This is a genomic window from Micromonospora sp. bgisy143 (genome assembly GCF_057708145.1).
This window is the reverse complement of the sequence record NZ_JBYIRN010000001.1, coordinates 352737-366261: the sequence shown is the minus strand read 5'-3', so window position 1 is coordinate 366261 and position 13525 is coordinate 352737. Positions and strand designations below refer to the sequence as shown.

General features: G+C 73.6%; 12 protein-coding genes and 1 riboswitch. Of the genes, 7 read left to right on the top strand and 5 right to left on the bottom strand.

Features of this window, described 5'->3' with window-relative positions; all coding sequences use genetic code 11:
- Positions 1-18 precede the first annotated feature (18 nt).
- Both AC3EN4_RS01735 and AC3EN4_RS01730 read left to right on the top strand, forming a co-directional pair.
- A complete protein-coding gene (locus AC3EN4_RS01735) occupies positions 19-582 on the top strand; it encodes a hypothetical protein (protein WP_435204202.1) in 564 nt (187 codons plus the stop codon).
- A gap of 18 nt (positions 583-600) precedes the next feature.
- Positions 601-1941 carry a WXG100 family type VII secretion target gene (locus AC3EN4_RS01730; protein ID WP_435204201.1) on the top strand — a complete coding sequence of 447 codons (1341 nt, stop codon included), beginning with the start codon at positions 601-603 and terminating at the stop codon, positions 1939-1941.
- Between the two features lie 59 nt (positions 1942-2000).
- Here the strand turns inward: AC3EN4_RS01730 and mycP are convergent, their stop codons facing one another.
- The gene (gene mycP / locus AC3EN4_RS01725) at positions 2001-3239 is read right to left on the bottom strand and encodes a type VII secretion-associated serine protease mycosin (protein WP_435204200.1); all 1239 of its coding nucleotides are present in this window, start codon (positions 3237-3239) and stop codon (positions 2001-2003) included.
- Positions 3240-3415: 176 nt separating this feature from the next.
- Complete coding sequence (locus tag AC3EN4_RS01720) at positions 3416-3733, bottom strand: helix-turn-helix transcriptional regulator (RefSeq protein ID WP_435204385.1); 318 nt, start codon at positions 3731-3733, stop codon at positions 3416-3418.
- 159 nt (positions 3734-3892) lie between these two features.
- On the opposite strand from AC3EN4_RS01720, the gene AC3EN4_RS01715 reads away from it, so the two are divergent.
- Positions 3893-4594 (top strand): carbonic anhydrase, encoded by a 702-nt coding sequence (locus AC3EN4_RS01715; RefSeq protein ID WP_435204199.1) that lies wholly within the window; start codon positions 3893-3895, stop codon positions 4592-4594.
- A 55-nt stretch (positions 4595-4649) separates the two neighbouring features.
- Here the strand turns inward: AC3EN4_RS01715 and AC3EN4_RS01710 are convergent, their stop codons facing one another.
- Both AC3EN4_RS01710 and AC3EN4_RS01705 read right to left on the bottom strand, forming a co-directional pair.
- A complete protein-coding gene (locus AC3EN4_RS01710; RefSeq protein WP_435204198.1) occupies positions 4650-5669 on the bottom strand; it encodes a coiled-coil domain-containing protein in 1020 nt (339 codons plus the stop codon).
- A 4-nt stretch (positions 5670-5673) separates the two neighbouring features.
- Positions 5674-5804, bottom strand: a riboswitch (cyclic di-AMP (ydaO/yuaA leader).
- Positions 5805-5970: 166 nt separating this feature from the next.
- Complete coding sequence (locus AC3EN4_RS01705; protein WP_435204197.1) at positions 5971-7329, bottom strand: YibE/F family protein; 1359 nt, start codon at positions 7327-7329, stop codon at positions 5971-5973.
- Positions 7330-7641: 312 nt separating this feature from the next.
- On the opposite strand from AC3EN4_RS01705, the gene AC3EN4_RS01700 reads away from it, so the two are divergent.
- The gene (locus AC3EN4_RS01700; protein ID WP_435204196.1) at positions 7642-9690 is read left to right on the top strand and encodes a copper-translocating P-type ATPase; all 2049 of its coding nucleotides are present in this window, start codon (positions 7642-7644) and stop codon (positions 9688-9690) included.
- 4 nt (positions 9691-9694) lie between these two features.
- Here the strand turns inward: AC3EN4_RS01700 and AC3EN4_RS01695 are convergent, their stop codons facing one another.
- Positions 9695-9991, bottom strand: coding sequence for a metal-sensitive transcriptional regulator (locus tag AC3EN4_RS01695; protein WP_334628460.1), 297 nt, complete (start codon positions 9989-9991; stop codon positions 9695-9697).
- A 95-nt stretch (positions 9992-10086) separates the two neighbouring features.
- Here AC3EN4_RS01695 and AC3EN4_RS01690 point away from each other — a divergent pair, with 95 nt between their 5' ends.
- The 3 genes from AC3EN4_RS01690 to AC3EN4_RS01680 are packed head-to-tail and all read left to right on the top strand — an operon-like array spanning position 10087 to position 13511.
- Complete coding sequence (locus AC3EN4_RS01690) at positions 10087-10296, top strand: heavy-metal-associated domain-containing protein (RefSeq protein WP_422738011.1); 210 nt, start codon at positions 10087-10089, stop codon at positions 10294-10296.
- Positions 10297-10310: 14 nt separating this feature from the next.
- Complete coding sequence (locus AC3EN4_RS01685) at positions 10311-11249, top strand: hypothetical protein (protein ID WP_435204195.1); 939 nt, start codon at positions 10311-10313, stop codon at positions 11247-11249.
- Between the two features lie 12 nt (positions 11250-11261).
- On the top strand, positions 11262-13511 hold the full coding sequence (locus AC3EN4_RS01680; RefSeq protein ID WP_435204194.1) for a heavy metal translocating P-type ATPase: 2250 nt from the start codon (positions 11262-11264) through the stop codon (positions 13509-13511).
- Positions 13512-13525 lie beyond the last annotated feature (14 nt).

The window sequence follows — 13525 nt, the reverse complement described above, 5'->3', positions numbered from 1 at the left end:
GTTTCGGGGAGGGGACCGATGACGGACGACAGGACCACCCAGCCGGAACGGTACGTGAACGACGACCTGTACATCCCGGTCCCGGTAGGCGGGATGCCGACGTCGGGTCTGGCCGTGACCGGCTTGGAGATCGACAACGTCAACCACGCCGCGACGCCGGAGGGCCTGATCGCCGCGCCCGGTGAGGCCGGCGTCAAGACCGAGTGGGACGCGACCAGCCTGGACTCGGCCATCACCTGGCTGGAGACCCACGCCGCGTACCTGAACAAGCTCTCCTACGACATGGTCGACATCCAGGACCTGATGGGTGGCACGGCCAGCGGCGTGGCGGGTGGGGCCGGCGGTCAGCCGAGCCCGCTCGGGGGGTTCGACTGGGCCAACCGGTTGGCGGCCAAGCACCAGGGGCTCTACCAGGGCACCGAGTCCGGTGTCCGCAAGCTCTCGCAGAGCCTGTACGACGCGGCGGAGGCGCTGCGCCAGGTGAAGCAGAACTACGAGACGGCGGAGGAGAAGAACAGGATGTCCGCCGCCGACATGCAACGTGTCTTCGGCGACGTGGCCGGCAACGGCGACGGACGCTAGGACGGGGGAGGACGGCAGATGGGCCTGAGCTGGGAAGAGATGTGCCAGAAGGTCGTCATCGACGGCCGACCGGGCGACGTGGAGAGCGCCGCGCTCGGCTGGGAACAGCTCATCAAGAATCTCAACAACGTCAAGCAGAGCCTCGACACCAACATCAAGGACCTGGGCACCACCTGGAAGGGCCCGGCGTACGAGGCCTTCAAGGGTCACATCGAGCAGATCTCCAAGGACACCGGGCAGATCGTGGCGGACGCCGAGAAGGGCACCGGCATCGTCCAGTCGCTGAAGTCGGCTGCCGACAAGCTCACCGCCGCCCAGCGGGACTTCCCGATCCCGGCGACCTGCGTCAACGACGTCCTGGAGGCGCGCAACGCCAAGCTGACCCTCGGGGTCGGTTTCTTCGAGGCCAAGGTTTCGCCGGACTTCCTGGGTTGGTTCGACCCCGTGACGGCCATCGCCGACTGGATCAACGACCAGTCGGAGGACGCGGCCCGCGTCTACCAGCAGGTGAGCGGCGACTACCAGGCCATCGCACCCGGCACTCCGGGTGAGGCCAACCCGTTTGACCGGCAGACCACGAAGCCCGAGATTCCCAACCTGGACAACGGGGGCGGCGGCGGTGGCGGTGGTGGCGGCGTGCCGAAGCTCGGTGGCGGTGGTGGCGGCGGTGGTGGCCTGGGTGCCACACCCTCGATCGGCACCGGCGACATGCCGGGTACCGGCAACCTGCCCAGCGGGTCCGGCACCCACCCCGACCTCTCCGGCGGGTACGACACCCCGGGCACGGGCGACTACCCGGGCACCGGGGGCGTGCCCGGCGTGGACGACGGGTACAGCAGCGGCCTCGCGGGCGCGGGCGGTGGCGGCGCTCCCGGGCTCGGCTCCGGTCTGGGCGGCGGCCTCGGCTCCGGTGGCCTGGGTTCTTCCCCCGGCCTCGGCGGCGGTGGCGGTCTGGGCAGCGCCGGGGGAGGCGTCGGCGCTCTCGCGGGTGGCGGGGCGCTCGGTCGGGCGGTCTCCCCGGGCATGGGCCCGATGATGGGTGGCGGTGCGGCGGGCGCCGGTCGCGGTGGCGGCCGGGGCGCCGGTGGTCGACTCGGCGCGGGCGGCAAGCTGGCCGGTGGTATGGCACCCGGTATGGGCGGCGTCGCCGGTGGCGGCGGTGCCGGCCGGGGCGGTGCCGGTCGTGGCGCGGCGGGCGCCGGTGGGCGTGGCGCGGGTGCGCGCGGCGCCGGTGGTGTGGCCGGCACGGGTGGCGGCGCCGGCTACGGCGAGGAGGAATCCGCTCGCAACACCTGGCTGGAAGAGGACGAGGACGTGTGGGGCGCGGACGGCGGCGGTACCTCCGGCATCCTGCGTTGAGCGCCGCGGCGCGGCGCTGGTGCGCGACCGCGCCAGCGCCGTGCGCGCGATGACCGGGCTCAGCCGGTGACCGGTTCGTCGGTGCGGTGGTCGGTACGCCAGCCGCGTCGGCGGCCCCGCGCCACGATCGGCCTGGTGATCAGCAGCAGTACGGTGAGCAGGGTGCCGACCACGGCCGCCCAGATCGCCGCGGTGCGCTGCCAGCTCAGCGGATCGGCTTCGGGAGCGGGTGCGGCGAGCGCGCCGATCGGCGGGTTGGTGCGGGTGCCCAACAGACTCGACACCGCCCGGTACGGGTTGACCACCCCGTAGCCGACCTCGGCGTTGCGTCCCTGCGGCGGGTTGTCCGCCGTACGCTCCAGCCGGTCGGCGACCTGCTCCGGAGTGAGGTCCGGGTAGGCGGCCCGGACCAGCGCCGCCACCCCCGAGACGTACGCGGCGGCGAAGCTGGTGCCACCGGTCGGTTCGGCGCGGTAGCCGGATCCACCGGGCGCGGGGCCGACGATGTTCAGGCCCGGCGCGGCGACGTCGACATAGCTGCCACTGACCGAGGTGCCGACGTGCCCGCCCTGCTCGTCCACGCCGGCGACGGCGATGACGCCCGGGTAGGCGGCCGGGTACGCCGGCTTGTCCTCCTGTGTCTCCTGCCGGTTGCCGGCGGCGGCGACCAGGATCACCTTCTTGGCGAGGGCGCGTTCGACGGCCCGGGCCAGTTCGGGTCGGGGCAGGGTCACCAGGGACAGGTTGATCACGTCGGCGCCGTTGTCGACGGCCCAGTCGATGGCGGCCGCGATCTGCCCGGGCAGCGCCTCGTCGTTGGTGCCCTTGGCGTCGGGCAGCACCCGGATCGGCAGGATCCGGGCACCCGGGGCGACACCGCTGAACGGTGCTCCGGTGCCGTCCTGGCCGGCGATGATGCCGGCGACCATCGTGCCGTGACCCGCCAGGTCGCACTGGCCCTGGTTGGCGGGCAGGTTGTTGAAGTCGCGCCCGGGGAGCACCCGGCTCTTCAGGGTGGGGTGGATGGCCGAGACCCCGGAGTCGATGACCGCCACCGTCACCCCGGCCCCTCGGGAGATCGGCCAGGCCGAGGCCGGGTCCACCCGGCGCAGCGCCCACGGCATCTCCACCAGGCCGTCCTCACCGGCCGGGCCGCAGACGGGCGCCGCCGCTGCGGCCGGCCCGCCGGGCGTCACCACCAGGGCGGCCCCGAGCAGGGCCGCGAGCGTTCCACTGAGTACGGCGCGGACGGCACGGCGGGGCGGCTCGGTCGCGCTCGGCGGCAGGCATTCGCGCACCCGCAGAGATTACCGCTGCGCCGCGTCGGGCAACGGCCCGGCGACGCTGGTCCGGGTCGGGCTGCGGCGTCGGCCCGGGTCGGGCTGCGGCGTCGGTCCGGGTCGGGCTGCGGCGTCGGCCCGGATCGGGTTGCGGCGGTGGCCCGCCGCCGGTCAGGGAGCGCGGCGCAGGCCGATCAGGAAGCGTCGTCGGCGGCGGGTGCGGTGAACAGGGCGAGCAGGTCGCCGACCTGCACCTCGGCCTCGGCGGGGTGCCGGAATCGGCCGGCGGGGTTGAGGGTGTATTCGTTACGCCGCCCGACCCGGGTGCGGTGCAGGTAACCGCCGGCCTCCAGGTCGGCGACGATGGCCTGGGCGGCCCGTTCGGTGACGCCCACCTCCGCCGCCACGTCGCGGAGCCGGGCGGTCGGATCGCGGGCGATGGCGAGGAGCACATGCCCATGGTTGGTGAGGAATGTCCAGTTCCGGCCGTCGCCGGCCGCCGTGCTCGCCATCGTGGGGTCGCCTCTCGGGGTCAACGTATGAAATCTAAATCACGCATATCTTGACGCATCTTGCGGTGCGTGTGACCGTTGAGCGCGAGCCTGCGCCCGCCGCCGGCCCGGCTGAAGAGGCCTTTGAGCAGGTCAAACGCGTGGAGACGAGGTGCGGGGATGAGCCGTTCCGGTACGCCTGGCGGACAGCCGGGCATGCAGCGGACCGTCGATCGAGCGTCGACCGAGCCGGCCCGAGCGTACGCCGAGCTGGTCGCCGGCAACCGTCGCTTCGTGGCCGGAGCGCCGCACCACCCCAACCAGGACGCCGGCCACCGGGCCGCCGTGGCGGACGGGCAGCACCCCTTCGCGGTGATCGTCGGCTGCTCCGACTCCCGCCTGGCCGCCGAGATCATTTTCGACCGAGGGCTGGGTGACCTCTTCGTCGTCCGTACGGCCGGGCACACCACCGGGTCGGAGGTGCTGGGCAGCGTGGAGTACGCGGTGGCCGTCCTCGGTACGCCGCTGGTGGTGGTGCTCGGGCACGACTCCTGCGGCGCCGTGCAGGCGGCCCGCGAGGCGGCGGCCACCGGCATCGCGCCCCCGGGGCACCTCCCGGCGGTCGTCGACGCGGTGCTGCCCAGCCTGCGGCGAGCCACGGCCGAGGGCGTGGACGACATCGACGGGATCGTCGACATCCACATCGCGCAGACCGTCGAGACGCTGCTCGCGCAGTCGCCCGTGTTGGCCGACGCGGTGGCGCAGGAGCGGTGCGCGGTGGTGGGGATGTCGTACCGGCTCGCCGCCGGAGTGGTGCGACCGGTGACTCCGGTACCGGCCGGCGACGCCTCGGACGACCCGGCGGCGACCACCGCCGCCTGACGCGTCGAGGGCCGCCCCGCCGGACGCGGGACGGCCCTCGCTCTGCGGGCGTCGATCAGAGCAACGACATGTGTACGTGGTCGGTGTGGTTGGACGGCCCGCTGTACGACTTCCAGCCGGTCGCCGGGAACCAGATCTGCCGGTTCCAGATCACGTAGTAGATACCGAGCCGGTCGGCGTTGCGGATGAGGAACGCGGCGACGTTGTTGCCGTACATCCGGGTGTCGTTGTTGTGCCACGGGCTGAAGCCGCTCTTCTGCAGCGACCAGTCACAGGCGCGGCCCTTCGGGTGCTCGTACGGTCCACCGTTGCGGTGGCAGCCCACGAACCGGTTGAAGCCGGCCCGCTTGACCTCCTTGTACGCGTGCAGCGTGCGCGGCGTGACGCAGCCGGAGGTGGTCGGGTCGTCCTCGCTGCACGACTGGGGCTTCCAGTCGCCGTCGGCGGTGCGCCCCGGGCCGATCCGGGCGACCGGCGAGGTGGCGTCCACCAGGCCGCCGGTGAAACCCTGACCGCCGACCAGCGCGAGTGACTTCTCCGCGTCGCGCTTGTCCTTCGCCATCAGCGCGGTCTGCTTCTGCTGCTCGCGTACCTCGGCGTCGAGCGCCAGCTTGGCCTGCTCGGCGCGGGCCTTCACCGCGTTGACCTCGGCGAGCTTCTTCCCGTTGACCATGTTCATCTCGTCGAGCGCCGCCGCCCGCTGGACGAACGAGTCCGGGGCGTCGCTCTCCAGCAGCATGGCCATCGCGCCGATCCGACCGGTCCGGTACGACTGGGCGGCGATCTGCGCGACCTGCGGCTCCAGCGCGGCCAGGTCGGCCTTGGCCCGCTCGACCTCCACCGCCAGTTCGAGCTGCCGCTTCTTCGACTTGTCCAACTTGGACTTGGCCGCCACGTAGTCCCGGTTGGTCTGCTCGATCACGTCGGTGATCAGCTTGGGCTCGTCGGCCTCCTCGTGCCCGGACGGCGTGGGGGTCGTCGGGGCGGCGTGGGCCGGGAGGGGCCCGGCGAACACGGTCAGCGCAGCGAGCACGGCCACCACGGGCGTCAACCAGCGGCGTAGGGGTGCCGTCACAATCTTCCCTTCCGTCGACCGCCGACCGGGTTAGCTGACGGGTTCGGGGCGGAAGTGGCCCCTACCGCTGTCGCGGATTCACCCCACGTACCTGGGTCCCCGGCTCGCCGGTTGGCGATTGGGCGGTGGCACCGCAGGCGCCGCTGCGCGCCTTCGTCGGTGACCGGCAGCGAGGTTACCCGAGAGTCCACCGCCTGAGCTACGTCCTGATGCCGACTAAAAGCGTCATTTCGCCATGGCGTTGAGTGACCAGTGACGCGGTTCTCAGGGCGGGTGCCCGATCCGGTCACGCTGAGGAGTGTCACCATGCCGTATCCGTGCTCCTGTTCGGCTCTGGCCACCCAGTGGTGGCGGTGGATGGGTTTGCCTCCCGCTGCGGATCGGGCCCGTCGGCCCGACCCGCAGGCGGGGAACTGAGAGCGGCCAGCGCCTCCGCGCGGTCCGCGCGGGGGCGCGGCGCCGGGGCGTCCGCGTCGGTCGGGGTCGTCGATCCGGCCGCGGTCACCACCGCGGCCAGCCCGGTGGTGAGGGGTACGGCGGCGATCAGGCCGAGCGTGGCGACCGCGCTGCGGACGATCTCCTGGGCCAGGAACTCGCTGGTCAGGATCTGCCCGATGGGACGCGAGTCGGCGGTGAGCAGAAGCAGCAGCGGCAGTGACGCGCCCGCGTACGCCAGCACGATGGTGTTGACCGTGGAGGCGATGTGCGCCCGACCGACCCGGGTGGCCGCCCGGTAGAGCTGTCGCCGACCCAGCCCGGGGTTGGCGTTGGCCAGCTCGGTGACGGTGGCGGCCTGGGTGACGGTCACGTCGTCGAGTACCCCGAGTGAGCCGATGATGATCCCGGCGAGCAGCAGGCCGCGCAGGTCCACATCGGACTGGAACATCGAGAGCGTGGTGGCGTCCTCGCTGCCGAAGCCGGTGAGCTGGGTGGCGGCCGTGGCGATGGTCGCGAGCACGCCGGTGAGCACCAGGCTGCCCAGGGTGCCGAGAACCGCGACGGAGGTCTGCGCGGTCACCCCGTGCGTCAGGTAGAGCACCACGAACATGATCAGGGCCGCGCCGACCACGGCCACCAGCAGCGGGGACCGGCCGGCGCCGATGGCCGGCAACACGAAGGTGAGCAGGATGGCGAAGCTGGCGGCCAGACCGGCGAGCGCGGCGAGGCCCCGCCACCGGCCGAACGCGACGATCGCGGCGGCGAAGACCACCACGAGCCACACCAGCGGCGTCCCGCGCTGGTGCTCGGCGATGTTCCAGGTGCTGGTGGCGGGATCGGTCGGGTCGGACAGCTCGACCAGGACGACCTCGTCGCCCACCTCGACGCGCGGCGCTCCCGGCCCGGCGGGGACGGGCGTGCTCACCTGCCCGCCGGCGTTCGGACCGTCGTCGACGCGGACGTCCACGGTGCCGCACGGCCCGCTGGCCGCCCCGCCCTCGGGGCTGGCCGAGGGCGGGCACGGTTCGGTCACCACCCGGGTCACCGTGCCGTGGTAGCGCGGCACGTCCGTCGCACCGCCGCTCGTCGGTGCGCCGTCGCGCGGCCACAGCACCACGGCGGCGACGACGGTGGCCACGAAGAGCGGCACCACCGTCGCGACGAGGATCCGTCGTACCCGGGGCGGGGCGGGTCGAGCGGAATGGCTGTGGTCGGAACCCAATGCGAGACTCCCAACGATCCGGTGCGGGGTACGTGCCGGCGGGCCTAGCGGTTCAGCTTCGCCGGACGAACGCCGTGACGGGCGCGTCGGCTCGCCGCCTGACGACGCGGCGATCACGGAGGGTGACGAGGCGACCCGGTCGGTGCGGTACGGCGTCGCGCCGTGGCGGCGCCGTCGCCGGTCTCGGCGGCGGGATCCGGTGGGTCATCGCGGGACGATGCTAACCAGTGCGCCGGAGTGGCGCAGGTCGTGCCGGAGTGTCGCCGGAGTCGAACCGCTGACACCGCCCGGCCGGAGCGCGATGGTGGAGTCATGCCCGAGCCGCCCACCGACCACCGACAGCACGCCGGACAGGCCGAACACGCCGGGCACGACAAGCACGCGGGGCACGACCCGGCCATGTTCCGGCGTCGGTTCTGGGTCTGCCTGGTGCTCACCGTACCGGTGGTGCTGACGAGCCACCTGGTGGTGGACCGGCTCGGGCTCCGGCTGGACGTGCCCGTTCGCTCCTGGGTCGGGCCGTTGCTCGGTTCGGTGGTGTTCCTCTGGGGTGGCTGGCCGTTCCTGGTCGGCGCGGTACGTGAGATCCGGGACCGCGCCCCGGGCATGATGCTGCTGGTCGCGATGGCGATCACCGTGGCGTACGCCGCATCGCTGGCGACCAGCCTGGGCGCCTTCGACCTGGACTTCTGGTGGGAGCTGGCGGCGCTGGTCACCATCATGCTGCTCGGGCACTGGCAGGAGATGAGGGCCATCGGGCAGGCCCGGGGTGCGTTGGCGGCGCTCGCGGCGCTGCTGCCCGACCAGGCCGAGCGGGTGGCGGCGGCCGGGCAGGTCGAGCGCGTACCGCTCGACGGGCTGCGGGTCGACGACGTGGTGCTGGTCCGGCCCGGGGGCCGGGTGCCGGCCGACGGACGGATCGTCGACGGCGACGCGGAGCTGGACGAATCGATGATCACCGGCGAGTCGCGTCCGGTCGCCCGGTCGACGGGGGATCGGGTGGTGGCCGGCACCGTCGCGACCGATTCGGCGATCCGGGTGCGTGTCGAGGCGCTGGGCGACCAGACCGCGCTCGCGGGCATCCAGCGCATGGTCGCGCAGGCGCAGCGCTCCGGCGGACGCGCCCAACTGCTCGCCGACCGGTTCGCCGCCGCGCTCTTCTACGTGGCCACCGGTACCGCCGTGCTCACCCTGCTGGTCTGGACCGCGCTCGGTGAGCCCGACGAGGCGGTGGTGCGTACCGTCACCGTCCTGGTGATCGCCTGCCCGCACGCGCTCGGTCTGGCCATCCCGCTCGTCGTCGCGCTCTCCACGGCGCTGGCGGCGCGCAGCGGGATCCTGGTCAAGGACCGGCTCGCGTTGGAGCGCATGCGGACCGTCGACGCGGTGCTGTTCGACAAGACCGGCACGTTGACCCGGGGCGAGCACGCGGTCACCGACCTGGTGACGGCCCCCGGCGTGGGGCGCGACGAGGCGTTGCGGATCGCCGCCGGTGTGGAGTCCGACAGCGAACATCCGCTGGCCCGCGCGATCGTGGCGGCGGCCGGGCCGGGCGGACCGGCCGGGGCCGCCGGCTTCCGCTCGCTGCCAGGCCGCGGGGTGCGGGCCACCGTCGACGGTACGGAGTACGCGGTGGGCGGGCCGGCCCTGCTGCGCGAGCGGGGTGGACCGCTGCCCGACGAGCTGCGGGAGGCGACCGGGCGCTGGTCGTCACAGGGTGCCGTGGTGCTGTATCTCCTGCGATTGCCGGACACGGTGCTCGGGGCGTTCGCGCTCACCGACGCGGTGCGCCCGGAGGCCCGGCAGGCCATCGCCGAGCTGCGGGCCGACGGCGTCCGCACCATCGCCATGGTCACCGGGGACGCGCGGTCGGTGGCCGAGTCGGTCGCCGCCGAGCTCGGTTTCCGGGCCGGCGTGGACGAGGTCTTCGCCGAGGTGCTGCCGGCCGACAAGGACAGCCGGGTGGCGGAACTCCAGCGGCGTGGGTTGACCGTGGCGATGGTCGGCGACGGGGTGAACGACGCGCCGGCGCTGGCCCGCGCGGACGTCGGCATCGCGATCGGGGCGGGTACCGATGTCGCGATCGAGTCGGCGGGCGTGGTGCTGGCGTCGTCCGACCCGCGCGGCGTCGGGGCGGTGCTCCGGCTCTCCCGGGCGTCGTACCGCAAGATGCGGCAGAACCTGGCCTGGGCGGCGGGCTACAACGTGGTGGCGCTGCCCCTGGCGGCCGGGGTGCTCGCCGGGGCCGGGGTGGCGCTGAGTCCGGCGGTGGCGGCGGTGCTGATGTCCGCGTCCACCATCGTGGTGGCGCTCAACGCGCAGTTGCTGCGCCGGGTGTCCCTGGCCCCGGAGCGGGAGTGACGGCTCAGCCGCGCTTCATGAGACGGCCAACGGCCGCCATCATCTCGCTGGCCATCTCGTCGGCCCGGCCCTCGGCCGCCCCCTCGTGCATGCAGTGCCGGGCGTGCCCGTCGAGCAGGCCCAGGGCCACCTTGTCGAGCGCGGCCTGGATCGCGGAGATCTGGGTGAGCACGTCGATGCAGTAGCGGTCCTCGTCGACCATCTTCTCGATGCCACGGACCTGCCCCTCCACGCGACGCAGGCGCGCGAGCAGTTGGTCCTTGCTGGCGGTGTACCCGCGGATCGGGGTGGGTGTGGTCATGGCAACGAGGATAGCGTACCCCTGGGGGGTATGGTAACGTCCGTTCCTGCCGGCATACCCCCACCGGGTACCGGTACTACGAGAGGAGCCTTCCGATGGTCGAGACGACGTACCAGGTTCAGGGCATGACCTGCGGGCACTGCGTCAGCGCGGTCAGCGCCGAGGTGGGCGCGATCGAGGGCGTGCGCGACGTACGCGTCGACCTGGCCACCGGCCAGGTCACCGTCAGCAGCGAGCAACCCGTGGACACCGGGGCCGTCCGGGCCGCGGTCGACGAGGCCGGCTACGACCTCGTCGAGGCGTGAGCGGAGGGCCCGGGATGACCACGGTGACCAGGCTGGGGGTCTTTGCCCTCGGTCTCGCGGCGGTCTTCGGCGCGGCGTTCGGGGTCGGCCGGGTGGTCGATCCGGCCGACCCGGTCGCGCAGAGCCGGCCCGACGTGACCCGCACCTCGGGCCCCACCCCGCGCGGCGAGGCCGCCGACCTCGTCCCCGGCGGGCTGCTCGTCTCCGACCGGGGCTACACGCTCCAGCCGGTCACCGCGCCGGCCGGCGAGTTCGCGTTCCGGATCGACGGGCCGGACGGTCGGCCGGTGACCAGGTACGACGTCGCGCACGACAAGCGGATGCACCTGATCGTCGCCCGTCGTGACCTGTCCGGCTTCCGGCACGTCCACCCGGAACTCGCCCCGGACGGCACCTGGCGGGTGCCCACCCCGCTGGCCGGCGCCGGGCAGTGGCGGGCGTTCGCCGACTTCACCCCGACCGGGGGTGAGCCGTTGACCCTCGGGGTGGACGTGGCCGTCCCCGGCGAGCTGACCGAGCGGGCGCTGCCCGCCCCGGCGACCAGCACCACGGTCGACGGCTACACGGTCACCCTGGCCGGTACGCCGCAGCCGGGCCGCACCTCCCCGCTCACCCTGACGGTGCACCGCGACGGGCGGCCGGTCACCGACCTGGAGCCGTACCTGGGGGCGTACGGGCACCTGGTGGCGCTGCGCCGGGGTGATCTGGCGTACCTGCACGTACACCCGGACGGGACGCCCGGCGACGGACGCACCGCGCCCGGCCCCGCCGTCACCTTCCACGCCGAGGTGCCCTCGGCCGGCACCTACCGGCTCTACCTCGACTTCCGGCACGGCGGACGGGTGCACACCGCCGAGTTCACGGTGGTGGCCGGCGCTGATCCGGCCGCGACGGGTGAACCGACACCGACCGGCGGGGCCGACCACGGCACCCCCGGGCACGGGCACGACTGACGGGACCAGACGATGACCACCACCAGCAGACCGCTGCCCGAGGCGCCGAACCGGATCGAACTGGCGATCGGGGGGATGACCTGCGCCGCGTGCGCCGCGCGGATCGAGAAGAAGCTCAACCGGATGGACGGGGTGAGCGCCACCGTCAACTACGCCACCGAGAAGGCGACCGTCCGGTACGCCGACGAGGTCACCCCGGACGACCTGATCGAGACCGTCCAGAAGACCGGCTACACGGCTGCCCTGCCGGCCCCGCCGACCGCCGAGGCGCCGGTGCAGGACCCGCTGCGCGGGCCGCGTACCCGGCTCTGGGTCTCGGCGGTGCTGAGCGTGCCGGTGGTCGTGCTGGCCATGGTGCCGCCCTGGCAGTTCGACTACTGGCAGTGGCTCTCGCTGACCCTGGCCGCTCCGGTGGTCGTCTGGGGTGGGCTGCCGTTCCACCGCGCGGCGTGGACCAACCTGCGGCACGGCGCGGCCACCATGGACACGCTGGTGTCGCTCGGCACGCTCGCCGCGTTCGGCTGGTCGCTCTGGGCGCTCTTTCTCGGTGACGCCGGCATGCCGGGGATGACGCACCCGTTCCGCTTCGCCATCACCCGCAGCGACGGCGCCGGCAACATCTACCTGGAGGCCGCCGCCGGGGTGACCGTGTTCATCCTGGCCGGTCGCTACTTCGAGGCCCGGTCCAAGCGGACCGCGGGCGCGGCGCTACGTGCCCTGCTCGAACTCGGCGCCAAGGAGGTGACGGTGCTGCGGGCCGGCGTGGAAACCCTGGTCCCGGTGGACCGCCTCGTCGTCGGCGACCGGTTCGTGGTCCGTCCCGGCGAGAAGATCGCCACCGACGGTGTGGTCGACGAGGGCACCTCCGCCGTCGACGCCAGCATGCTGACCGGCGAGTCGGTGCCGGTCGAGGTCGGCCCGGGCGACGCCGTGGTCGGCGCGACGATCAACGCGGGCGGCCGGCTGGTCGTCACCGCCACCCGGGTCGGCGCGGACACCCAACTGGCCCGGATGGCCGACCTGGTCGAGCAGGCGCAGAGCGGCAAGGCGGCCGTGCAGCGGCTGGCCGACCGGATCTCCGGGGTGTTCGTGCCGATCGTCATCGCCCTGGCCGTGGGCACCCTGGGCTGGTGGCTCGGCACGGGTGCCGGGCCGACCGCCGCGTTCACCGCCGCCGTGGCCGTGCTGATCATCGCCTGCCCGTGCGCCCTGGGTCTGGCCACGCCGACCGCGCTGCTGGTCGGCACCGGTCGCGGGGCCCAGCTCGGCGTGCTGATCAAGGGGCCGGAGGTGCTGGAGTCGACCCGCCGGGTGGACACCGTCGTGCTGGACAAGACCGGCACCGTGACGACCGGCCGGATGACGCTGGTGGACGTCGTGCCGGCCAGTGGCGAGGACCGGGCCGAGCTGCTCCGGCTCGCCGGGGCCGTGGAGGCGGCCTCCGAGCACCCGATCGCCCGGGCCGTCGCGGTGGGCGCCGCCGAGGCGGGCGACCTGCCCCCGGTGACCGGCTTCGCCAACCTCGAAGGGCTGGGTGTGACCGGCACGGTCGAGGGCCGTGTGGTGCTGCTCGGTCGGGTCCGGCTGCTGCGCGACCGCGCTGTCGACGTACCGCCGGAGGTCGAGTGGGCCGTCCGGGACGCCGAGGCCGCCGGACGTACGGCGATCGTCGCGGGCTGGGACGGGCGGGCCCGGGGCGTGCTCGCGGTCGCCGACGTGGTCCGGCCGACAAGCCGGGCGGCCGTGGCGCGGCTGCGCGCCCTGGGGCTCACCCCGGTCCTGTTGACCGGCGACAACACCACGGTGGCCCGGGCGGTCGCCGCCGAGGTGGGCGTGGACGAGGTGATCGCTGAGGTGTTGCCGACCGGCAAGGTCGACGTGGTGAAGCGGCTCCAGGCGCAGGGGCGGTCGGTGGCGATGGTCGGTGACGGCGTGAACGACGCGCCGGCGCTGGCCCAGGCCGACCTGGGGCTCGCCATGGGCACCGGCGCCGACGTGGCGATCGAGGCGTCCGACCTGACCCTCGTGCGGGGCGACCTGGACGCCGCGGTGGACGCCATCCGGCTGTCCCGGCGCACGCTCGGCATCATCCGGGGCAACCTGTTCTGGGCGTTCGGCTACAACGTGGCGGCCCTGCCGCTGGCCGCCGCCGGGCTGCTCAACCCGATGATCGCGGGCGCGACCATGGCGTTCTCGTCGGTCTTCGTGGTGGCCAACAGCCTGCGGCTGCGCCGCTTCCGGTCGGCCGCCGTCGACAGGTGACGGCCGACATGGTT

Excerpts from the sequence above, each read along its gene's own strand:
- AC3EN4_RS01735 (WP_435204202.1), top strand. The coding sequence starts at position 19 with ATGACGGACGACAGGACCACCCAGCCGGAACGGTACGTGAACGACGAC.
- AC3EN4_RS01730 (WP_435204201.1), top strand. The coding sequence starts at position 601 with ATGGGCCTGAGCTGGGAAGAGATGTGCCAGAAGGTCGTCATCGACGGC.
- AC3EN4_RS01720 (WP_435204385.1), bottom strand. The coding sequence starts at position 3,733 with ATGGCGAGCACGGCGGCCGGCGACGGCCGGAACTGGACATTCCTCACC.
- AC3EN4_RS01715 (WP_435204199.1), top strand. The coding sequence starts at position 3,893 with ATGAGCCGTTCCGGTACGCCTGGCGGACAGCCGGGCATGCAGCGGACC.
- AC3EN4_RS01700 (WP_435204196.1), top strand. The coding sequence starts at position 7,642 with ATGCCCGAGCCGCCCACCGACCACCGACAGCACGCCGGACAGGCCGAA.
- AC3EN4_RS01695 (WP_334628460.1), bottom strand. The coding sequence starts at position 9,991 with ATGACCACACCCACCCCGATCCGCGGGTACACCGCCAGCAAGGACCAA.
- AC3EN4_RS01690 (WP_422738011.1), top strand. The coding sequence starts at position 10,087 with ATGGTCGAGACGACGTACCAGGTTCAGGGCATGACCTGCGGGCACTGC.
- AC3EN4_RS01685 (WP_435204195.1), top strand. The coding sequence starts at position 10,311 with ATGACCACGGTGACCAGGCTGGGGGTCTTTGCCCTCGGTCTCGCGGCG.
- AC3EN4_RS01680 (WP_435204194.1), top strand. The coding sequence starts at position 11,262 with ATGACCACCACCAGCAGACCGCTGCCCGAGGCGCCGAACCGGATCGAA.